Genomic DNA, 20,111 nt, shown 5'->3' with positions numbered 1-20,111 from the left:
ACTTCGGTGACCTTCGTCATCTGGCCGAAGTACCCGGGGTCCGGCGGACGGAAACCGGCCACGGTCGCGTGCGGCTCGGGGCAGCGGCCGGGTGTCGACCTTGTCGGGCCTGGTCACGGCAGCCGGGCGTCGTGCTCGTCGGGGGCGAAGGCGCGGGCGACGGCGAGGCTGTCCTCGTACACGTGGTGCCGTACGACCAGGCCGTCCCGGACGGTGAGGTGCAGGGCGAACCGGGCGGAGTAGGCCCGGCCGGTCGGGGCGGCGGTCTGCCGGATGACGCCGAGTACGACCGCGTCCTCGCCGTCGGCCAGGACGTGCCCGATCGTGGTGCCGGCCTCCTCCGGGACGTGGTGGGCCGCCAGCTCCCGGTAGTGGGCGGCGGCGTCGGCGCGGGTGGCGCGGTGCCGGATCCACGGTGTGTCGGCGCGGCCGTGTTCCTCCTCGGGCCAGTCCAGCCGCCAGTCGCAGCCCTCCGCGTACAGCTCGGCGATCCGCTCCGGATCGCCCTGGCCGATCCTGCGGAGGAGTTCCTGGACGACGGCGCGGGTCACGGCGGTGCGGTCGGTGGACACGGGTGGTTCCCTCCCCGGGTGGGCGGTGATCGGGACGCGGACCACTGTGCCGCGCGCGGCGGGGCGGCGCGATGACCCCGGAGGTCATCGCCGCGGACGGACGGCGATCACCCCATCGGCCGAATCGGTGCGCGGTACGGATGATTCATGGCGTCACCGGCGTTGTCGCGGTGGCAGGCAGCCGTTTGGACCGACGAAGGGAACGGAATCCCATGCCTCTTGAGGGCGAGTACGAGCCCAGCCCGACCCAGTGGGTGCGCGAGCAGGTCGAGCTGTACGAGAGCTCGGGCGGGACGAAGGGGACGACGCTGCTCGACACCGGGATGCCGGTGATCGTGCTGACCACCCGGGGCGCGAAGAGCGGGAAGATCCGCAAGACGCCGTTGATGCGCGTGGAGCACGAGGGCCGGTACGCGGCGGTGGCCTCCCTCGGCGGTGCGCCCAAGCATCCGGTCTGGTACTTCAACGTGAAGTCCGACCCGCATGTCGAGTTGCAGGACGGCCCGGTGAAGCGGGACATGCGGGCCCGTGAGGTCACCGGGGCGGAGAAGGCCGAGTGGTGGGAGCGGGCGGTGGCCGCGTACCCGGCGTACGCCGACTACCAGAAGAAGACGTCCCGGGAGATCCCGGTCTTCGTACTGGAGCCGCTCGACGAGAGCTGACCCGGCCTCGACGAGCGCCGGTTCGGGCCGGGGACCGCTCCGCTTCAGAAATATCTGTTCCGGGGAGGTGTGAAGCGGCCCTCCGGCGGGCACTCGTGCGTCAGGCCCCGCCGCGTTCCCCCGTCGCGGCGGGGCTTTCGCGTGCCTCGCCCGCCGGCCGGTCGGTGACGTCGAGGAAGATCTGGTCGGCGTCGGGGAACGTCTGGGCGAGGGACCGCTTGATGCGTACGGCGACCTCCTCGACGCGTTCGCTGTCCAGGCCCGGCACCAGGTCGACGCGGGCGGCGACCAGCGTGGAGTCGAGGCCCATCTTCATGGTGAACAGCGCCTCCACGCTGTCGATCTCCGGCTGCGCCCGCAGCAGCGCGCGGATCCTGCCGCTCAGCTCCGGGTCGGCGGCCTCCCCGATCAGCTGGGCGCGCGCGTCGCGGCCGAGCCGGAAGGCGACGTAGACCAGGAGCAGGCCGATCGCCAGCGAGGCGGACGCCTCCCAGACGACCTGCCCGGTGACCATGTGCAGGGCCATCCCGGCCAGGGCGAGGGTCACGCCGAGCACCGCCGTGCCGTCCTCGGCGACCACCGTGCGCAGCGCCGGGTCGCGCAGCGCGCCGAGGCCGCCGCCCTGCCGGCGCACCTGGTGCAGGGCCCGCAGCAGCGAGACGCCCTCGGCGACCAGGGCCAGGCCCAGCACGATCAGGCCCGCCACATAGCCGCTGAACTTCTCCTCGGCGCCGCTGGTGAGGGCCTCGACGCCCTGGAAGAAGGAGAAGCAGCCGCCCATGACGAAGATGCCCACGGCGGCGAGCAGCGACCAGAAGAAGCGCTCCTTGCCATAGCCGAAGGGGTGCCGGGTGTCGGCGGGGCGGCGGCTGCGGCGCAGGGCGGCCAGCAGGAAGACCTCGTTGAGGCTGTCGGCGACCGAGTGCGCGGCCTCCGACAGCAGCGCGGGCGAGCCCGCGAGGACGCCACCGGCCGCCTTGGCGACGGCGATCACCAGATTCGCGGCGAGCGCCACGAGGACGGTGACCTTGGTGTGCCGGTCGCCCTTGGCACCGGCTCGCCCGCCGGGGTCGCCTCCGGCGTGGGTGCCTGACCGTTCCGGTTCGCCCTCCTCGGCGTGTGCCGATGGCGCGTCCGGGCGCGAGGCATGGGTTGATGGCGCCTTCCGGTCCGGAGCCGGTGCCGGTGCGCCGTCGGTGGCGTGTGCCCGTGCCGGTGCCCCGTCCGTGGCCTGTGCCCGTACCGGTGCCCCGTCCGTGGCCTGTGCCCGTACCGGTGCCTCATCCGTGGCCTGTGCCCGTACCGGTGCCCCGTCCGTGGCCTGTGCCCGTGCCGGTGCCCCGTCCGTGGCCTGTGCCCGTGCCGGTGCCCCGTCCGTGGCCTGTGCCCGTGCCGGTGCCCCGTCCGTGGCCTGTGCCCGTACCGGTGCCCCGTCCGTGGCGTGTGCCGGTCGTGTTCCGTTGTCCTCGGCCGTGCTTGCGGCCGGCTCCCGTTCCGAGGGTGTCCCGCTCATCTCTCGCCGATTGCCCCCGACCGGGCGGCTCACACCGTGCGAGCCGGGTGAAACGGGGAACGCGGTGGCCAGGACCACCCGGGCGGCGAGGAGGAGACATGAGCGGCGACGGCAACCGCGCCTACGGACACCGGACCTTCAGCCGGTCCAGGAGCCACTTCCAGGACCGGATCACGGCCGACGGCCGGGACGGCTGGCCGGTCGAGGCGGGCCGCTACCGGCTGGTGATCTCCCGTGCCTGTCCCTGGGCCAGCCGCGCGGTGATCTCGCGCCGGCTGCTGGGCCTGGAGGACGCGCTCTCGATGGCGATCGCCGATCCGGTCCAGGACGATCGGAGCTGGCGGTTCACCCTGGACCCGGGCGGCCGCGACCCGGTGCTCGGCATCCGGTTCCTCGGCGAGGCCTACGACAAGCGGGAGACCGACTACCCGGGCGGGGTGAGCGTGCCCGCGATCGTGGACGTCCCCAGCGGACGGCTGGTCACCAACGACTACCAGCGGATCACCCTGGACCTGGCCACCGAGTGGACGGCCCTGCACCGCACCGGCGCGCCCGACCTCTACCCGGCCGACCGGCGCGACGAGATCGACCAGGTGATGGCCGAGGTCTACGAGGACGTGAACAACGGGGTGTACCGGGCCGGGTTCGCCACGCACCAGAAGGAGTACGAGGAGGCGTGCGCGGCCGTGTTCCGGCGGCTGGAACTGCTCGGCGAGCGGTTGTCCGAGCAGCGTTATCTGGTCGGTGACACCCTCACGGAAGCGGACATCCGGCTGTTCACCACGCTGGTCCGGTTCGACGCGGTCTACCACGGCCACTTCAAGTGCAACCGCTGGAAGCTGGCGGAGCACCCGGTGCTGTGGGCGTACGCCCGGGACCTGTTCCAGACGCCGGGGTTCGGTGACACGGTGGACTTCGATCACATCAAGCGGCACTACTACCAGGTGCACACCGGTATCAACCCAACCGGCATCGTGCCGCTCGGCCCGGACCTCGACGGCTGGCTGAGCCCGCACGGCCGTGCGGAGCTGGGGGGCCGGCCGTTCGGTGACGGTGTGCCGCCGGGACCGGTGGCTCCGGGCGAACGGGTGGCCCCGCAGGGACGGCCCGCATGAGGGCCGATTGACGAGGAAGTAGTCACACATGGCCAAGAACAAGAAGAAGAAGCTCCCTCTCGTCTACCAGCCGGTCGGATTCGTGCTCAGCTGGGCGGGCGGTGCGCTGGCCGGCATGGCTTTCCGCAAGGCGTGGATGGCGATCCGGCACGAGGATGACGCCCCGGACGCCCTGGACCCGGACCGCGGCTGGGGCGAGATCCTGCTGGCCGCCGCGGTCCAGGGCGCGATCTTCGCGGTGGTGCGCAGCGCCGTGGACCGCACCGGCGCGAAGGCCATCGCCCGGTCGACGGGTGTGTGGCCGGCGACCGACAAGGGCGGCCGGGACTGACCGGACCGCCCACTGCGTGCCCCGGCGCCCCGGCCGACCCCCGGCGGGGCGCCGGGGTTCACCCCTGCCTCGGCACCACCGCCCCGCGCCACGCGGCGCCGGCCACCCACCCCGGCTCCGGTGCCCCCGCTCCTCGGGTCACCCCTGCTTCGGTGCTGTCGGCGGCAGCAGGCGCAGGGTGAAGGAGTGGCCGGCGGGGTCGGCGTAGCCCCGTTCCTCGTACGGCCCCGCCGCGTCCCTCGTCTCGATCGGCCGGCCGCCGAGTCCCACGACGCGTCGCTCGGCCTCGTCCAAGTCCTCGACCAGGAAGTCGAGATGGACCTGGAGGGAGTTCTCCGGGCGCGGCCAGCTGGGCGGGGTCGCGTTGACGTCACGCCGGAAGGCCAGCCGGGCGCCGTCGGCGCCCCTGATCTCCACGAGGTTGGCGGACGCGCTCGTCCGCTCTCCGTCCAGCAACTCCCGATAGAATGCGGCGAGTTTCTCGGGCTCGGCGCAGTCCAGCACGACCACGCCCGCTTTCACCAGTGTCATCGGTCCTCCCGGGAAGTGTCCTCTCCCCAGCGGATATCCCGGGCCCCCGGATTCAGTCGGCGGGCAGCCACCGTCCGTCGCGCATCAGCTCCCGGCCGCGCAGCTCGTTCTCCTCGCGCCACGCCTGGATCCGCTCCGGGAAGACCCTGAAGTACAGGTAGCGGGCGGCCAGTCGGCGCGGGTCGAACCCGGTCTTCCCGGCGAAGACCTCGGCGTCCTCCTCGGGCAGGTCCTCGGGCGTCACCGCGCGGACGGTGCCGTCGACCAGGACGACGTCCCGGGTGGGGCCGATGCCGAGACGGGCGCGGCCGGTGGCCACGAGATTGCGTCCGGTGGGGCTGTCCGCCGCGGTGGCGATCAGCAGGCAACTGCCGTCCCACACGAACGACAGCGGCACGAGATACGGCGCTCCGCCGTCGGGGGCGGCGGTGGCGACCCAGGCGTCGACGTCGTGATCCAATCGGTGCAGGGTGTCCTTCTTGCGCTGTTCGGCGGTGCGGGCGGGGGGCGGTGTCATGGCGTACGGCCTCCTCGGCGTGATCGTTGCGAACAGTGTGGCCGTGGCCCCCCGCTCCGCGCACGAAGCCGCTCGAGGCGTGTCCGGGTGACGGGCGTGGAGGGCGCCCCACGAGCACACCGTCGGCCTGTCGAGCACGCGTCCGCCGGCCACCGCCCACCGACCGACCCGGAAAGGCATCATGCACGCTGATCTCCTCTTCACCGGCGGCCCCGTCCTCACCCCCGAGGGCCGTACGGCGACCGCCGTGGCCGTCACCGGCGACCGGATCACCGCCGTCGGCCACGCCTCACTGCGCGAGCTCGCCGGGCCCCGCACGGAGGTGGTCTACCTCGCCGGGCGGCTGCTGCTGCCCGGCTTCCAGGACGCGCACGTCCACCCGGTGCCGGCCGGGCTGGAACTGTCCCGGTGCGATCTGAGCGGCGCGACGACGGCGGAGGCGACCGTGGCCGCCGTACGGGCCTACGCCGACGCGCACCCGGAGCGGGAGTGGATCCTCGGCGGCGGCTGGTCGATGGAGGCGTTCGCCGGGGGCACGCCCACGAAGGAGCTGCTGGACGCGGTCGTCCCGGACCGGCCGGTGTACCTGCCCAACCGGGACCACCACGGTGCCTGGGTGAACAGCCGGGCGCTGGAGCTGGCCGGCGTCGGCCCGGACACGCCCGACCCGGCCGACGGGCGGATCGAGCGGGACGCCTCAGGCGCACCCGCGGGCACCCTTCAGGAGGGCGCCATGCGGCTCGTCGGCCGGCTGGCCCCGCCCGCCACGGCGGCCGACCGGCTGGCGGCGCTGCTGCGCGCCCAGCGGCATCTGCACGCGCTGGGCATCACCGCCTGGCAGGACGCGCTGGTCGGCGACTTCCTCGGCATGGACGATCCGGCTCAGGCGTATCTCACCGCCGCGCAGGACGGCTCGCTCACCGCCCGGGTCGTGGGTGCCCTGTGGTGGGACCGGGAGCGCGGCGGCGAACAGATACCCGAACTCGTCGACAAGCGCGCCGCGTTCAGCCGGGGGCGGTTCCGGGCGGGCGCGGTGAAGCTGATGCTGGACGGCGTCGCGGAGAACCACACGGCCGCGCTGCTCGACCCGTACCTGGACCGCTGCGGCTGCGTCACGGCCAACCGCGGCACGAGTTTCATCGACCCGGACCGACTTCGCGAGTACGTCACCGAGTTGGACGCGCTCGGCTTCCAGTGCCACTTCCACGCGCTGGGCGACCGGGCCGTCCGGGACGCGCTGGACGCGATCGAGGCGGCCCGGGCGGCGGGCGGGCCGGGCGACACCCGGCCGCACCTCGCGCACCTCCAGGTCGTGCACCCCGACGACGTACCCCGCTTCGCCCGGCTCGGCGCCACCGCGACCGTCCAGCCGCTGTGGGCCGCGCACGAGCCGCAGATGGACGAGCTGACGATCCCGTTCCTCGGCCGCGAACGGGCCGCCCGGCAGTACCCGTTCGGGTCGTTGCTGCGCTCCGGGGCACGGCTCGCCGCGGGCAGCGACTGGCCGGTGAGCAGCCCCGATCCGCTCCAGGGCGTCCATGTCGCGGTCAACCGGGTCGAGCCGGGCGGCACCGGGCCGGTGTTCCTGCCGGACGAACGGCTGCGCCTCACCGACGCGCTGACGGCGTACACGGCCGGGTCGGCGTACGTGAACCACCTGGACGACGCCGGCCGGGTGGCCGTGGGCGCGCTCGCCGACCTGGTGGTCCTGGACCGCGACCCGTTCGCCGGGCCGCCGGAGTCGATCGCCGAGACGGCCGTGGCGCTGACCTACGTGGGAGGCGAGTGCGTGTACGCCGCGGAGTGAGCAGGCATCAGTGGCCGAGGGTCGCGTGCCGGTGCGCGGTCGCCCCGCGCACCTCCGGGGGCTCCCGGCGGCGCCGGTCAATGGCAACCGATGCCCTGCTTGAGCAGCGGCCACGCCTCCACGCCGTGGTCCGTGCGGACGTACGCCGTCGCCTTGTCGGCCGTCAGCCACAGCCGCCGGCCGCGGTGGTGGTACCCGGTGTCCCGGGCGTCCGCGGGCATGCGGACCTCCGCGCGGTACGGCGCCCGGAGCAGCCCGTCCCGGTCCAGCACGCCCTCGGGGTCGCGGGCATAGGTCCGGTCCTCCAGGGCGAGGAAGTCGGCCGACTGCCAGCCGCAGTGCTCCGGCCCCGGCGAGCTGTGCAGCCGGGTCACCGGCACCCTCCGGCCCGCGCCGTCGGTCCAGATCTGCCAGTCCGTGGTGGCCGTGAAGCTCTCCGGGAGTTCGGCCGGGTCGCAGGACGCGTTCGTCTCCGGGCCCCAGCCGGGCCGGTTCTTCTGGTCCTTGGCCACCACGACCGCCACCTTGGTGCGGCCGCCCACGTCGTAGGAGTACAGGACCCGGTCCGCCTCCCGGCGTTCCACGCGGTACCCGTGGTCGGGCTCCTCCGGCTGGACCATGTCGAAGTAGAGGGCCAGCCCCTCCTCCGGGGTGTCCCCGCCGTCCGATCCGCTCCAGCCGTCGGGTCCGGAGCCCTCGAAGATCTCCCCGTCGCACTCCAGCGCCCGGCCGGCCGCCCCGGAGGCCAGGCGCAGCGCCCGGGGCGTGCTCTCGTCGAGTTCCCTGGTCGGTACGTCGAGCGGACCGCTGTACGGGGTCGCCGGAGGGGTGCCCCTCACCACCAGGTCCGACCGGGGTCCGTCGTCGCACCCCGCGACCGCCCCCACCGTCACGGCCGTCAGTACCGCCACCGCCACGAGCCCTCTGCGCATTCCCGCCCCTGTTCTCCCGTGCTCCTTGCGCTCCTTCGACGCCGGAGCCGGACGGAACGTTCAGCGGGCCTGCTGGAAGGTCCTCCGGTAGGCCTGCGGGGACACCCCGATCGCCGCGTGCAGGTGCTGGCGCAGCGAGGCGCCGGTGGCGAAGCCGACCTCGGTGGCGATCCGGTCCACCGGCAGGTCGCTGGCCTCCAGGAGCTGCCGGGCGCGGGCCACCCGCTGCTGGATCAGCCAACGGCCGGGGCTGACGCCGACCTCGTCGCTGAAGCGGCGGGCGAAAGTGCGCAGGCTCATCCGGGCGTGCCCGGCGAGGTCCGCCAGGGTGAGCGGCTCGTCCAGTCGTTCCAGCGCCCAGGCGCGGGTCGCGGCCGTGCCTGCGGCGCCGCTCGGGGGGACCGGCTGCTCGATGTACTGGGCCTGGCCGCCGTCGCGGAACGGGGGCACGACACAGCGGCGGGCGACGGCGTTCGCCAGTGCGCTGCCGTGGTCGGTGCGGACGATGTGCAGGCAGATGTCGACGCCGGAGGCCGCGCCTGCGGAGGTGAGGACGCGGCCGTCTTCGACGAAGAGGACGTCCGGGTCGAGGTCCACCTGGGGGTAGCGGCGGCGGAAGTGGTCGGCCACCTGCCAGTGGGTGGTCGCCCGGCGGCCGTCGAGCAGTCCGGCCTCGGCGAGGACGAAGGCGGCCGTGCAGATGGAGACGATCCGGGCGTCCGGGCGGATCCGGTCGAGCGCGGCGGTGACCTCCGCCGGCAGCTCGGTGGGGATGTGGGGGGTCGCCATGGAGGCGACGACGACCGTGTCGGCCGTCTCCAGGATCTCGGGGCCGTGGGCGACACCGATGGTGAAGTCGGCGTTGGTGCGCACCGGACGGCCGTCGACCGAGCAGGTGAAGACCTCGTAGTGGCCGTCGGCCGCGCCGAAGATGCGACTGGGGATGCCCAGCTCGAAGGGGTAGACGCCGTCGAGGGCCAGGACGACCACGCGTTCGGGACTCGGTGTGCCACGCATGGCACGATCTTATCGAAGGTTGGCAATCATGCCATTTTCCGGCCGGGCGGACTTCGGCAGGCTGGGTGACCATGAGCGATGTGAACACGATGCGAGCCATCAGCCAGGACGTCCTCGGCGGTCCCGAGGTCCTGAAGGAGGTACGGGTCGAGCGGCCGAAGCCGCGGCCGAACGAGGTGCTGGTCCGGGTGCGGGCGGCCGGGGTGAACCCCACCGACTGGAAGCACCGGGCCACCGGCGGGTTCCTGGGCGAGCCCCCGTTCGTCCTCGGCTGGGACGTCTCCGGGGAGGTCGCGGAGACCGGGATCGGCGTGGCCGCGTTCCGGCCCGGCGACGAGGTCTTCGGCATGCTGCCCTACCCCTTCGGCCACGGCTCGCACGCCGAGTACGTCACCGTCCCGGCCCGGGCCCTGGTGCACAAGCCGGCCTCCGTCGACCACGTGCAGGCGGGCGCGCTGCCGCTGGTGTCCCTGACCGCCTGGCAGGCGCTGACCGAGCACGCGGACGTCGGGCCGGGGCAGCGGGTGCTGATCCACGCGGCGGCCGGCGGGGTCGGTCACGTGGCCGTGCAGATCGCGAAGGCGCGCGGGGCGTACGTGATCGGGACGGCGAGCGCGGGCAAGCACGACTTCCTGCGGGAGATCGGTGTGGACGAGCCGGTCGACTACCACACGACGGACGTCACGGAGGCGGTGCGGGACGTCGACGTCGTCCTGGACACCCTGGGCGGTGAGACCTCCGTGCGCTCCCTGCGGGTGCTGCGGCCGGGCGGTGTCGTGGTGTCGATCCTGCCGGTGGGCTCCGAGGAGTTCCACAAGGAGGCCGAGCGGCTCGGGGTGCGGGCGGTGCGGATGCTGGTCGACGCCGACCGGGCCGGGATGCGGGCGGTCGCGGAGCTGGCGGAGTCCGGCCGGCTGAAGGCGACGATCGCCGGGACGTTCCCGCTGGCCGACGCGGCGAAGGCGCACGAACTGGGGGACACCGGGCGGACGACGGGCAAGCTGGTGCTGCTGGCGGACTGAGCGCGGGGCAGGCGACACGCCACAAACTCGAAGACATATGTCAATCGAACATGCTCAAATTCCTTCCATCGAGGGTAACTTGACGATCGGGATACGACGTCCGGGCGCGGGTGGGAGGTGGTGGCGAGGTGCGACACGAACCCGTACCTCTCCCCCGGCAACTGGGCATGTACGCGTACCGCGGGCACACGGTGCTGGAGTTCCGGGGTGAGATCGACATCGCCTCGGCGACGGAGATCGGCCCGTTCCTCGACCGGGCCACCGGCCGGCCCGGGGCACGGGTCGTCATCGACCTGCGGCCCGTGGAGTTCTTCGACTGCTCGGGGCTGCGGCTGCTGTACCGGGCGCGCCTGCGGGTGCTGGAGCGCGGCGGGCAGCTGCACCTCGTGTGCACGCACCCGTTGACGCTGCGCGTGTTCCGGGTCACCGGTCTGACCCGGCTGCTGCCCCCGCATCCGAGCCTGGACGCGGCCCTGACCCGCTCGGGGGCCGCGTCCGGCTCGCTGTGAGGCCGGCCACCGGCCTGCTCCGGCTGTTGACTGCTCCGGCCGTTGGCGGGCATGTGGTCAACAGGAAGGAGGACCGTCGCGATGACGACTTCCGTGAGGCGCCTGCCGGGGTGGGCCAAGGCCGTGGCGGCGCTCGTGCTGGTGCTCGCCGTGCTGTTCGCCGGGATCCGGCTGGCCGTACTGCCCGGCATCAAGGACCTGTTCGGCACCGAGACCCATGACCGCTCCGGCCCGGCTCTCCTCAAGTCCATCCAGGACATGAGCCGTTACGACGCCGCGTCGGGCAACTTCCAGGTCGTCGTGGACCTGGACAAGGACGCGAAGTTCCTGCCCGACGCCATCCGCGGCACCCGCACCCTGTACGTCGGCGCAGGCACCGTGGACGCCTACGTCGACCTGGGCCGGGTCGGCGAGAAGGACGTGACGGTCAATGGCGACCGTACGTCCGCCACCATCCGGCTGCCGCACGCGCGGCTCGGCAGGCCGGCCCTTGACCCCGACCACTCCTACGCCGTGTCCAAGCAGCGCGGGCTGCTGGACCGGCTCGGTGACCTGTTCTCCGACAACCCCAACAGCGAGCAGGCCGTGCAGCAGCTCGCCGTCCGGCACATCGGGGACGCGGCGCGCACCAGCGGGCTGACCGCCCGGGCCGAGCGCAACACCACCGGCATGCTCCAGGGCCTGCTGCGCTCCCTCGGCTTCACGGAGGTGCGCATCGAGTACGGCACCTGATCAGGAGCCGAGGATCCCCGGCAGGGTCAGCGCCCCCAGCACGGTCGCGCCCACCAGCAGCCAGGCCACGTAGTCGCCGACGTGCCCGGACTGCAGGCGCCTGAGGGGTGCGGCCCAGTCGGGGGCGGCCACCCAGCTCGGGCGGCTGACCGCGAGGCCGGCCAGCGCCAGGGCCAGCGCGGTGGAGGCCACGCCCAGCAGGACGCCGGGCAGGGTCCAGTGCGCGGAGGCGTGGGCGCCGCCCGAGCCGGCCTCGTTGACGGAGCGGGCGGCCAGGGCGCCGAAGCCGGGGGCCACCCCGACGGCGAGGGCGGCGGCGAGCAGCACGGCGGGCACGGTCGTCATGGTGTCCGGGATCCGGCGCAGCAGGCCGGGAGTCTCGGGCTCCTCGTCGGAGCCGCTGGTCTCGTACTCCGCGTCCTCGGGACGCGGTCCGAGGCCCAGGAAGACGCGGGCGGTGACCCGCAGGACCGCGCCGGCGGTGATCGCGGAGGCGGCCACGTACACCACGGTGAGCGGGCCGCCGACCGCCTCCTCGGCGATCGACTTGCCCAGCGCCGTACCGAACGGCGGCAGGCCGGCCAGGCCGAGGGCGCCGACGGCGAACATCACGGCGGTGGCGCGCAGTTGTCCCCGGGCCCGGCCGTGCAGCGCGTGCTCGTCGACGCTGCCGAACCGGTCCAGCAGGACGCCCGCGCAGGCGAACAGCGCGGCCTTCACGCCGGCGTGGCCGAGGAGGTACAGGGCGACCCCGTCGTCGCCCTCGGGGGTGAGGACGCCCAGGCCGATGAGGAACAGGCCGGTGTGGGCGACGGTGGAGTAGGCGAGGAGCCGTTTGATGTGCCGCTGGTACCAGCACATGACGGCGCCGGTCGCGGCCGTGAGGGCTCCGAGCGTGACCAGGGCGCGGGTCAGGTCGGCGGCGGGGATGCCGCCGGGCCCGGCGAAGACGGTGCCGTACACCCGCCACACGCCGTAGGCGCCGAGTTCGACCATGACGCCGGACAGGAGCATGCAGACCGGGGTGGGGGCGACGGCGTGCGCGTCCGGCAGCCAGAAGTGGAAGGGCACAGCCGCCGCCTTGACCAGCAGCCCGGTCAGCACCAGCACGAAGGAGGCGAGGACCAGCGCGTCCGGGCCGCCCTGCCCGGCGGCGGCGTCGAGCCCGCGGCCGATCTTCGCCATGGCCAGTTCGCCCGTACGGGCGTACAGCAGGGCGATGCCCGTCAACAGCCCGTAGGCGCCGAGGGAGTTGACGATCCCGAAGGTCAGGGCGCCCTGCACGGCCTTGGCCTCGTCGATGCGGTAGCCGGTCAGGGCATAGGCCACCACGCTCATCAGCTCGAAGAACACGAAGGCGTTGAACAGGTCTCCGGCGACGGCGAAGCCGCACATGGCGCCCTGGAAGACCAGCATCAGCGCGGTGAAGGAGCCGGTGCGGTCGCGCGGGGGTTCGTCGAAGTAGCGCCAGGAGTAGGCGAGTGCGGCGAGGGTCAGCAGCGAGGCCAGCGCGGCCATGCCGAGCGCCGGGCCGTCGCCGACCACGAGGATGCCGACGCTCTCGCCGTCGACGGGCAGCCAGCCGCCGACCCACTCGACCATCGGCGGGGCCGAGTTCAGCAGCAGGACCAGCGCGAGGGCGGCCGTACCGCCGGAGAAGACGAACCCGGTGATCTCGGCGGCGATCCGGGGGAGATGGCGGCCCGTGGCCACGAGCAGGGCGGCGCCGAGCAGCGGGACCGCGACGGGCAGCGGGATCAGGTGGTGCATCAGCCGCGCAGCTCCCGCAGTTCGTCGGGGTCGACCGTGCCGTGCCGTTTGGCGATCTGCAGGACGAGGGCGAGTAGCAGCGCGGTGACGGTGGCGCCGACGACGATGTCGGTGAGGGTGAGGGCCTGCACCACCGGGTCGACCACGGGACGGGAGCCGGGCTGCATGTCGGAGAAGACCGGCGCGGTGCCGCCGTCGCGGTAACCGGCCGCCAGCAGCAGGACGTAGGTGGCGGACTGGCAGACCGCGAGGCAGCCGACTGCGTGGATGAGGTTCCGGCTGGTGGCGAGGCCGTAGCAGCCCGTCAGGAAGATGTAGGCGGCGACCAGGTACGGCAGGACGTGCATCACGGTGTTCCCCTCCCGGGCTCTTCCTCGATCTCCACGGCCTGGTCGAGGAAGTGGGCGAGCAGGACGACGACCGCGCTCGCCACCTCCATGCCGATGGCCGCGTTCAGCAGGGGGACGGCGCCGCCGGACGACAGCGTGTTGAACGTGCCGTACGGCAGCAGGGTGTTGGCGAGGAACGCGGTGCCGGCCAGGACTCCGGCGGCGCCGAGCACGAGGTAGGAGGAGACGGCGAGCGCGTCGGTGGTCTCGTAGACGCCGAGTGGACGGACGCGTTCCAGCGCGTGGTAGTCGGCGCCGAGGTAGAGCAGGTGCAGGGCGGTCGCGGCGACGACCCCGCCCTGGAAGCCGCCGCCGGGACTGAGCTGGCCGTGGGCGATGACGTACAGGCCGGTGACCAGGGCGACGGGCAGCACGAGAAGGGCGTAGCGGCGGACCGGGCGGGCCACGTCGGCGGGTTCCGGCCGTGCCCGGTGCTCGTCGCGGGCCTCGCGCAGCAGCACCACGCAGCCGAGGACGGCGGCGAACAGGATGCTCATCTCGCCGAGGGTGTCGTAGGCGCGCTGGTCGAAGTTGACGGAGGCGATGGTGTTGGCGGTGTGCCGGGAGAGGGAGGCGTGGACGGCGCGTTCGCCGTACGGGTGCCGGGGCCCGCCGAAGCCGGGCAGGTCGAGGCAGGCCGCGACGAGCAGGGCGGCCAGGCCCGCGCCGCCGACGGCCAGCAGCCACAGCCGCAGCCGGTTCACTCGGGCCCCTCCTTCGAGCGGCCCCGGCGTCTGACCTTGCGCACCGACAGCATGATCAGCAGCGGGGTGAGGGCGGAGCCGACGGCCAGTTGGGACAGGCCCACGTCCGGGGCCTGGAGCACGGTGAACAGCGCGGCCAGCAGCACTCCGAGGAAGGACAGCACGAGCGCTTGGCGGGCGGGGTCGCGCTGGGCCACGGCCGCGGTGGCGGCACCGGCCACGAGCAGCAGGGCGACGACGATCACGGCGTCGGACACACGGCACCTGCCTTCGGTACGCCGGCCGGCGCGCGTCCGCCGCGCGGGGCGTGCCGGGCACCGGCCACCCCCGGCGTCCCGTCGGCCACGGCGCACCCGGCCGCGCCGCCGCCCGTGGCCCGTCCGGCCACCACGCGCCCGGCGCCCGGGAATCCTCCGGCGCCGGCACCGGCCGCGCCCTCCCTCGTGTCAGCCACCCCGCACCCCCCGGAATCCGCCCGCCAGCGCGCGGGAGGCGATCAGGTTGCCGCCGATCAGCAGGGTGCCGATCACCAGGAGCTTCGCCGTCGCCCGGCCCGGATCGCCGGCCACGCACACGGCCAGTACGACCGCGGCGCCCAGTCCCGCCGCCGTCCAGGTCAGCGCCCAGGCGCCCGGGCGTTCCCCGGTCAGGTCGCCGGAGAGCAACCGGGCGAAGACGAGCGTGCCGACCGGGCCGAGCAGGGCGAGCAGCAGGGCGAGGTCGACGTAAGCCGGGCGGCCGTAGCCCTGGGCGAGGAGCAGCAGGGCCGGGCAGACGACGGAGGTGGTCAGGTTCTGGGCGATCACCCGGCGGGCCGGCGGGCCGGTGGTCACGCCCCACAGGGCGGCCGCGCCTCCCCCGCCCAGCTCGACGGTCGCCGCGAGGATCCAGCCGTTCACCGCCAGGTCACCGCCCGGCGGCCGGTCCTGGCGAGGACCGCGCCCACGGCGGCACAGCTCGCGCCGACGATCCGTTCCAGGGTGTCGACCGTGGTGATCAACACCAGCCACAGCAGCGCCAGCGCCGCCCACCAGCCGAGGAGTTCACCGGCGGCGAGGAGGACCGCGCGGAGCGCCGTACGACGGGTCACGCAGCACCTCCTCGGTCCGCTGTGCTCGGATGTGCGGCGATGTGTCCGGAGTGCCGCTGGGGGCATCCAAGCACCGCCGGACCCGGGCGGGAGCGCGCGGCACGCGGGTCCGCACCCGGAGTGCCCCTCAGGCGTGAACGGAAACCACGGGTGCGGGCCAGGCGGCGGGCATCCTGGGCCGCGGCGCGGGTAACCGACGATCGGAACGCGGAAGTTGACGAGTGGAGGACCGCATGGCCCGTACCGTCCCGCGCCTGCCGGAGATCCTGCGCACCGCCCGGAACCGGCAGCCGGCCGACGAGGTACGCCCCCGACCCACCCGTAAGTGGTGGCCGGCCGGGAAGGTACGCCCCCGATTCGCCCTGAAGCGGCGCCCGGACGAGGACACCGGGAAGCGACGGCCCGCCGGAGAGGGGCGCCCCCGGCACGTGTGGCCGCTGCCCGTCCGGCTGCTGGCGATCCTCGTCGCCTTCGCGTGCATGGTGGCGTTCGCCGTCGTCCTGGCCCGCATCACGCTCCAACCGTCGCCCGCGTCGGTGCCGCTGACGCACAGCAACCTGCACCCGGGCCGCTCGCTCCGGGCCTATCTGGAGCAGGCGTCGGTGCGGGACGCGGTCCGGCAGCTCGGCGGGAACCTGTTGCTCGGCGTGCCGTTCGGGGTGCTGGTGCCGGTCCTCGCGCCGCGCGCCCGGGGTGCGCTCCAGGTGCTCGCGCTGACGGCCCTGGTGATGCTGATGGTGGAGCTCGTCCAGGGGGCGCTGGTCACCGGGCGGGCCTTCGACATCGACGACGTCATCCTCAACACGGGCGGGGCGCTGCTGGGTTGGCTGCTGCTGGGGCGGCGGCTCGGACGCGGGGTGCACCGGCGCGTGCGTGAGCCGTCCGCCGGCTGATCGTCAGCAGCAGGTCCGTACCAGAGTATTGACGGCCCCTTATCTCACTCCTTAAATCAAGAGGCGCACCGCTCGAACCCCCACACGAACGGAGAGTCATGGCCTCCCCACGCCTGCTCCGCAGATGTCTGCTGGCCGCCCTGTCCGCGGCACTGATCGGCTCCGCCGCCGTCGGTCCCGCGCGGGCCGACACCGCCGCTCCCGCGGCGGCGGCCGTCACCACCTTCTCCGACACCTTCGACGGACCCGCGGGCGCCGCGGTCGACTCCTCGAAGTGGACCCTGGAGACGGGTGACAACGTCAACAACCACGAGCGGCAGTACTACACCTCGGGCACGAAGAACGCCGCCCTGGACGGCCAGGGCCACCTGGTGATCACGGCCCGCAAGGAAAACCCGGCCGGCTACCAGTGCTGGTACGGAAGCTGCCAGTACACCTCGGCCCGGCTGAACACGGCAGGGAAGTTCAACGCGCAGTACGGCCACGTCGAGGCCCGGATGAAGATCCCGCGCGGCCAGGGCATGTGGCCCGCGTTCTGGATGCTCGGCACACCGGTCAACTGGCCGGACTCGGGTGAGATCGACGTGATGGAGAACGTCGGCTTCGAACCCTCGACCGTCCACGGCACCATCCACGGCCCCGGCTACTCCGGCTCGGGCGGCATAGGCGCGGCCTACTCGCTGCCGAACGGGCAGGCCTTCGCGGACGCCTTCCACACCTTCGCGGTCGACTGGGCACCCGACTCGATCACCTGGTCCGTGGACGGCAACGTCTACCAGCGGCGCACCCCGGCCGACCTGGGCGGGAAGACCTGGGTGTTCAACAAGCCGTTCTTCCTGATCCTGAACCTCGCGGTCGGCGGCTACTGGCCCGGCGACCCCGACGGTTCCACGCAGTTCCCGCAGACGCTGCTGGTGGACTCGGTGTCGGTCACGACGAGCGACAGCGCCGCCGGTGTGCCGATCCGGGGCCTGGCGGGCAAGTGCGTGGACGTGGCCGGAGCCAACCCCGCGAACGGCACCCCGGTCCAGCTCTACGACTGCAACGGCACGGCCGCGCAGGCGTGGACGGTGGGCTCGGACGGTACGCTCCGGGCGCTCGGCAAGTGCCTCGACGTCAGCGGCGGCGGAACCGCCGACGGCACGCCCGTCCAGCTGTGGGACTGCAACGGCAGCCCCGCCCAGAAGTGGGCCCTCCCGGCGGCCCGCGACATCGTCAACCCGCAGGCGAACAAGTGCCTCGACGTCACCGGCAACAACTCGGCCAACGGGACACGGCTGCAGATCTGGACCTGCACGGGCGGCGCCAACCAGAAGTGGACGGTGGGCTGAGCCTGGCCCCGCGACCGGTCAGTGCAGCGTCCAGGTGTACTTGTCGCCGCCCACCCAGCGGACGGCGTCCGGGTCGTCCAGGTCGTGGATGGGGATGCCGTAGGAGGCGGCCGTCTCCAGCACGTCCGTGATGGTCCTGGCCTCACCGACCACCTGACCGTCGATCTCCATGATCCGGAAGGGCGGCTCGCCGTGCCGGCCGGGGCACACACCGAGGACCAGGATCCGCGGGCGGGAGATGTGGGGAGCTGCTTGTTCGGTCATGCAATCGAGGGTAGAACGCAACCCGCGCCGACGGGTCACCCGCCGGAGCCGTCCAGAAGATCGAGTACGGCCGCCTCGACGGCTCCCTGCGTGGCCGGACGCCCGAACTCCCCGTGTTCGCCCAGCCGGGTGAGCACGGGGGCGACGGTCACGCCCCGCTCGAACAGTTCGAAGACCTTCGGGTCGATGTACGACGCCCGGCACACCGCGGGCGTGTTGCCCAGGTAGCGGCTGACCTCGCGGACGGCCCGGGCGATCTGCCGGCGCCGGCGGCCTCGCAGGAACTGGTACGCAGCCTCACCGTGGTCTCTCCCCCCGCCCTCGTCCTGCTTCCCCCGCCGCCTCAGGGCCGGCGCCAGTCGTCGCTGGTCAGATGGGAACCGGCCTGTGGGCCCATGCGCAGCATGCCGCCGTCGACGCTCCACGAGGCGCCGGTGACGTAGGAGGCGTCCGGGCTCGCGAGGAACGCGATCACGGCGGCGACCTCGCGGGCGTCGCCGGGCCGGCCGAGCGGCACGCCGGGGCGGCGCTCGGTCCGCACGTCGGTGTCCTCCTGGCCGGTCATCGGGGTGGCGATCTCCCCCGGCGCGACCGCGTTCACGGTGATGCCGTACTCGGCCAGCTCCAGGGCCATCACCTGGGTGAGCAGGCCGAGCCCGCCCTTGGCCGCGCAGTACGGGGCCGCGCCGACCCGGGGCTGGTGCTCGTGCACGGAGGTGACGTTCACGATCCGGCCGCCCTCGCCCTGCCGGATCATGCGCCGCGCGGCCCGTTGCCCGAGCAGGAACGGGCCGACGAGATCGACGTCCAGGACCCGGCGCACATCCGTGAGCGTCAGGTCGAGGTAGGGGGTCATCGTGCCCGTACCGGCGTTGTTGACGAGGACGTCGATCCGGCCGAGTTCCTCGCACAGCTCGTCCACGGCGTCGGCGGCCTCGGGCAGCCGGGTCAGGTCCAGCCGGGTCACGGCGGCGCGGCGGCCGTGCGCGCGGACCTCCTCCGCCGTCTCCTCGGCGCCCTTCTCGTCCGTGTGCCAGGTGATGCCGACGTCCAGGCCCGCCTCGGCCAGCCGTACGGCGGTGGCCCGGCCGATGCCGCTGTCTGCGCCGGTCACCACGGCTGTTCGCTGCGCATCCGGTACGGACATGACGAACCTCCTCACGGTGGGTCACGTGGACGGGTCACGCAGTACCCGGGGGTGGTGGGGGCAAACGGACCCGCCATGGCGGGCACGGAAGGTCCGGGGCGCGGGCGGTGCGGCTGGTCGCGCGGTTCCCCGCGCCCCTCTGGGGCGTCTGCGGCACCCTTGGTTCTCATGGACCCCGTCGCCGCCCTCGACCGGATCGCGTTCCTTCTGGAGCGGGCGCTAGCGCCCACCTACCGGGTACGGGCCTTCCGTACCGCCGCCCGGACGCTGGCCGCGCTGCCCGAGGGCGAGGTGGCCGAGCGGGCCGCCGCGGGGACGCTGGAGTCCCTGAAGGGGGTCGGGCCGAAGACCGCGCAGGCGGTGCGGGAGGCGCTGGGCGGTGAGGTGCCCGGCTACCTGCGGAAACTGGAGGAGGAGGCCGGGGCGTCGGTCGACGCCGAAGGGGCCGGGGCCGGGCTGCGGGCACTGATCCGCGGGGACTGTCACACGCACTCGGACTGGTCCGACGGAGGCAGCCCGATCGAGGAGATGGGACGGGCGGCGGCCGAGCTGGGGCACGAATGGACCGCGCTCACCGACCACTCGCCACGGCTGACCGTGGCCCGTGGGCTGTCGCCCGCGCGGCTGCGCGAGCAACTGGCGGTGGTCGCGGAGCTGAACGCGCGCTGGGCGCCGTTCCGGCTGCTCACCGGCATCGAGTGCGACATCCTGGAGGACGGCTCGCTGGACCAGGAACCGGAGTTGCTGGAGCAGCTCGACGTGGTCGTGGTGTCGGTCCACTCCAAGCTGCGGATGGACGCCCGGCCCATGACCCGGCGGATGGTCACCGCCGTCCGCGATCCGCATGCCGACGTCCTCGGGCACTGCACCGGGCGCCTGGTGACGGGCCGAGGGCGGCCGGAGTCGCAGTTCGACGCGGACGAGGTGTTCGCCGCGTGCGCCGAGTCGGGGACCGCCGTGGAGATCAACAGCCGTCCGGAACGGCTCGACCCGCCCCGGCGGCTGCTGCGCCGGGCGGTCGAGGCCGGGGTGCTGTTCTCGGTCGACACCGACGCCCACGCGCCCGGCCAGCTCGACTGGCAGATCCTCGGCTGCGCCCGGGCCGAGGAGTGCGGGGTGCCGCCCGAGCGCGTGGTGACCACCTGGTCGGCCGACGAGCTGCTCGGCTGGACGCGGGAGGGACGGCTGCCGGCACGCGTGGCGGGTTCCGGGCGTGGTACCCGCTCCGGGAGCCGACAGTGAGGACCCGGGGCCGAGGGAAGA

At 73.5% G+C, this 20,111-nt stretch carries 24 protein-coding genes and 1 pseudogene; 10 read left to right on the top strand and 15 right to left on the bottom strand.

Features of this window, described 5'->3' with window-relative positions:
* Positions 1-113: 113 nt before the first annotated feature.
* Entirely contained in the window at positions 114-572 is a 459-nt protein-coding gene (locus OO52_RS02235; protein ID WP_030639558.1) for a nuclear transport factor 2 family protein, read from the bottom strand.
* Positions 573-784: 212 nt separating this feature from the next.
* Here OO52_RS02235 and OO52_RS02230 point away from each other — a divergent pair, with 212 nt between their 5' ends.
* Positions 785-1,234 (top strand): nitroreductase family deazaflavin-dependent oxidoreductase, encoded by a 450-nt coding sequence (locus OO52_RS02230; protein WP_030639560.1) that lies wholly within the window; start codon positions 785-787, stop codon positions 1,232-1,234.
* A 100-nt stretch (positions 1,235-1,334) separates the two neighbouring features.
* Here OO52_RS02230 and OO52_RS02225 read toward each other — a convergent pair whose 3' ends face one another.
* The gene (locus OO52_RS02225) at positions 1,335-2,249 is read right to left on the bottom strand and encodes a cation diffusion facilitator family transporter (RefSeq protein ID WP_030639562.1); all 915 of its coding nucleotides are present in this window, start codon (positions 2,247-2,249) and stop codon (positions 1,335-1,337) included.
* 596 nt (positions 2,250-2,845) lie between these two features.
* Between OO52_RS02225 and OO52_RS02220 the strand changes: the two genes are divergently transcribed.
* Positions 2,846-3,862 (top strand): glutathione S-transferase family protein, encoded by a 1,017-nt coding sequence (locus OO52_RS02220; protein ID WP_030639564.1) that lies wholly within the window; start codon positions 2,846-2,848, stop codon positions 3,860-3,862.
* A 28-nt stretch (positions 3,863-3,890) separates the two neighbouring features.
* On the top strand, positions 3,891-4,193 hold the full coding sequence (locus OO52_RS02215; RefSeq protein ID WP_030639566.1) for a DUF4235 domain-containing protein: 303 nt from the start codon (positions 3,891-3,893) through the stop codon (positions 4,191-4,193).
* Between the two features lie 138 nt (positions 4,194-4,331).
* Here the strand turns inward: OO52_RS02215 and OO52_RS02210 are convergent, their stop codons facing one another.
* Both OO52_RS02210 and OO52_RS02205 read right to left on the bottom strand, forming a co-directional pair.
* The gene (locus OO52_RS02210) at positions 4,332-4,724 is read right to left on the bottom strand and encodes a VOC family protein (protein WP_030639568.1); all 393 of its coding nucleotides are present in this window, start codon (positions 4,722-4,724) and stop codon (positions 4,332-4,334) included.
* A gap of 52 nt (positions 4,725-4,776) precedes the next feature.
* Positions 4,777-5,241, bottom strand: a complete 465-nt coding sequence (locus tag OO52_RS02205) for a pyridoxamine 5'-phosphate oxidase family protein (RefSeq protein WP_030639570.1) — start codon at positions 5,239-5,241, stop codon at positions 4,777-4,779.
* Between the two features lie 181 nt (positions 5,242-5,422).
* Here OO52_RS02205 and OO52_RS02200 point away from each other — a divergent pair, with 181 nt between their 5' ends.
* Positions 5,423-7,048 (top strand): amidohydrolase, encoded by a 1,626-nt coding sequence (locus tag OO52_RS02200; RefSeq protein ID WP_030639572.1) that lies wholly within the window; start codon positions 5,423-5,425, stop codon positions 7,046-7,048.
* A 77-nt stretch (positions 7,049-7,125) separates the two neighbouring features.
* On the opposite strand, the gene OO52_RS02195 is transcribed toward OO52_RS02200, so the two are convergent.
* Positions 7,126-7,980 (bottom strand): hypothetical protein, encoded by an 855-nt coding sequence (locus OO52_RS02195; protein ID WP_030639574.1) that lies wholly within the window; start codon positions 7,978-7,980, stop codon positions 7,126-7,128.
* A 60-nt stretch (positions 7,981-8,040) separates the two neighbouring features.
* The gene (locus OO52_RS02190) at positions 8,041-8,997 is read right to left on the bottom strand and encodes a GlxA family transcriptional regulator (protein ID WP_030639582.1); all 957 of its coding nucleotides are present in this window, start codon (positions 8,995-8,997) and stop codon (positions 8,041-8,043) included.
* A gap of 71 nt (positions 8,998-9,068) precedes the next feature.
* On the opposite strand from OO52_RS02190, the gene OO52_RS02185 reads away from it, so the two are divergent.
* From OO52_RS02185 to OO52_RS02175, 3 genes are all read left to right on the top strand, one after another.
* On the top strand, positions 9,069-10,019 hold the full coding sequence (locus OO52_RS02185) for an NADP-dependent oxidoreductase (protein WP_030639584.1): 951 nt from the start codon (positions 9,069-9,071) through the stop codon (positions 10,017-10,019).
* Positions 10,020-10,147: 128 nt separating this feature from the next.
* The gene (locus tag OO52_RS02180) at positions 10,148-10,528 is read left to right on the top strand and encodes an anti-sigma factor antagonist (protein WP_030639587.1); all 381 of its coding nucleotides are present in this window, start codon (positions 10,148-10,150) and stop codon (positions 10,526-10,528) included.
* Positions 10,529-10,609: 81 nt separating this feature from the next.
* Positions 10,610-11,260, top strand: a complete 651-nt coding sequence (locus OO52_RS02175) for a DUF4230 domain-containing protein (protein WP_030639589.1) — start codon at positions 10,610-10,612, stop codon at positions 11,258-11,260.
* Here the strand turns inward: OO52_RS02175 and OO52_RS02170 are convergent, their stop codons facing one another.
* The 6 genes from OO52_RS02170 to OO52_RS02145 form a co-directional block, all read right to left on the bottom strand.
* The gene (locus tag OO52_RS02170) at positions 11,261-13,030 is read right to left on the bottom strand and encodes a complex I subunit 5 family protein (RefSeq protein WP_030639591.1); all 1,770 of its coding nucleotides are present in this window, start codon (positions 13,028-13,030) and stop codon (positions 11,261-11,263) included.
* Positions 13,030-13,377 carry a sodium:proton antiporter gene (locus OO52_RS02165; protein WP_030639592.1) on the bottom strand — a complete coding sequence of 116 codons (348 nt, stop codon included), beginning with the start codon at positions 13,375-13,377 and terminating at the stop codon, positions 13,030-13,032. Before OO52_RS02165 ends, OO52_RS02170 begins: the two co-directional genes overlap by 1 nt.
* The gene (locus OO52_RS02160) at positions 13,377-14,123 is read right to left on the bottom strand and encodes an MnhB domain-containing protein (protein ID WP_030639593.1); all 747 of its coding nucleotides are present in this window, start codon (positions 14,121-14,123) and stop codon (positions 13,377-13,379) included. The genes OO52_RS02165 and OO52_RS02160 overlap by 1 nt, the downstream gene beginning before the upstream one ends.
* Positions 14,120-14,380, bottom strand: coding sequence for a Na(+)/H(+) antiporter subunit B (locus tag OO52_RS02155; protein WP_030639594.1), 261 nt, complete (start codon positions 14,378-14,380; stop codon positions 14,120-14,122). The genes OO52_RS02160 and OO52_RS02155 overlap by 4 nt, the downstream gene beginning before the upstream one ends.
* 189 nt (positions 14,381-14,569) lie before the next feature.
* Complete coding sequence (locus tag OO52_RS02150) at positions 14,570-15,022, bottom strand: MrpF/PhaF family protein (protein WP_030639597.1); 453 nt, start codon at positions 15,020-15,022, stop codon at positions 14,570-14,572.
* On the bottom strand, positions 15,019-15,213 hold the full coding sequence (locus tag OO52_RS02145; RefSeq protein WP_030639598.1) for a hypothetical protein: 195 nt from the start codon (positions 15,211-15,213) through the stop codon (positions 15,019-15,021). The genes OO52_RS02150 and OO52_RS02145 overlap by 4 nt, the downstream gene beginning before the upstream one ends.
* 233 nt (positions 15,214-15,446) lie before the next feature.
* Between OO52_RS02145 and OO52_RS52420 the strand changes: the two genes are divergently transcribed.
* A complete protein-coding gene (locus OO52_RS52420; RefSeq protein ID WP_231406687.1) occupies positions 15,447-16,106 on the top strand; it encodes a VanZ family protein in 660 nt (219 codons plus the stop codon).
* Positions 16,107-16,204: 98 nt separating this feature from the next.
* Positions 16,205-17,437 carry a glycoside hydrolase family 16 protein gene (locus tag OO52_RS02135; protein WP_030639602.1) on the top strand — a complete coding sequence of 411 codons (1,233 nt, stop codon included), beginning with the start codon at positions 16,205-16,207 and terminating at the stop codon, positions 17,435-17,437.
* An 18-nt stretch (positions 17,438-17,455) separates the two neighbouring features.
* On the opposite strand, the gene OO52_RS02130 is transcribed toward OO52_RS02135, so the two are convergent.
* The 3 genes and pseudogenes from OO52_RS02130 to OO52_RS02125 form a co-directional block, all read right to left on the bottom strand.
* Entirely contained in the window at positions 17,456-17,701 is a 246-nt protein-coding gene (locus OO52_RS02130; RefSeq protein ID WP_014676612.1) for a hypothetical protein, read from the bottom strand.
* A 35-nt stretch (positions 17,702-17,736) separates the two neighbouring features.
* Positions 17,737-17,970 (bottom strand): annotated as a pseudogene (locus OO52_RS46760) (DNA topoisomerase IB); the annotation flags it as partial.
* A 74-nt stretch (positions 17,971-18,044) separates the two neighbouring features.
* On the bottom strand, positions 18,045-18,848 hold the full coding sequence (locus OO52_RS02125; RefSeq protein ID WP_048910538.1) for an SDR family oxidoreductase: 804 nt from the start codon (positions 18,846-18,848) through the stop codon (positions 18,045-18,047).
* Between the two features lie 168 nt (positions 18,849-19,016).
* Here OO52_RS02125 and OO52_RS02120 point away from each other — a divergent pair, with 168 nt between their 5' ends.
* Entirely contained in the window at positions 19,017-20,090 is a 1,074-nt protein-coding gene (locus OO52_RS02120) for a PHP domain-containing protein (RefSeq protein ID WP_030639606.1), read from the top strand.
* The last annotated feature ends 21 nt before the right edge of the window (positions 20,091-20,111 follow it).

Source organism: Streptomyces flaveolus, assembly GCF_000716535.1.
GTDB lineage: Bacteria > Actinomycetota > Actinomycetes > Streptomycetales > Streptomycetaceae > Streptomyces > Streptomyces flaveolus_A.
This window is presented reverse-complemented; position numbering and strand designations above follow the sequence as displayed.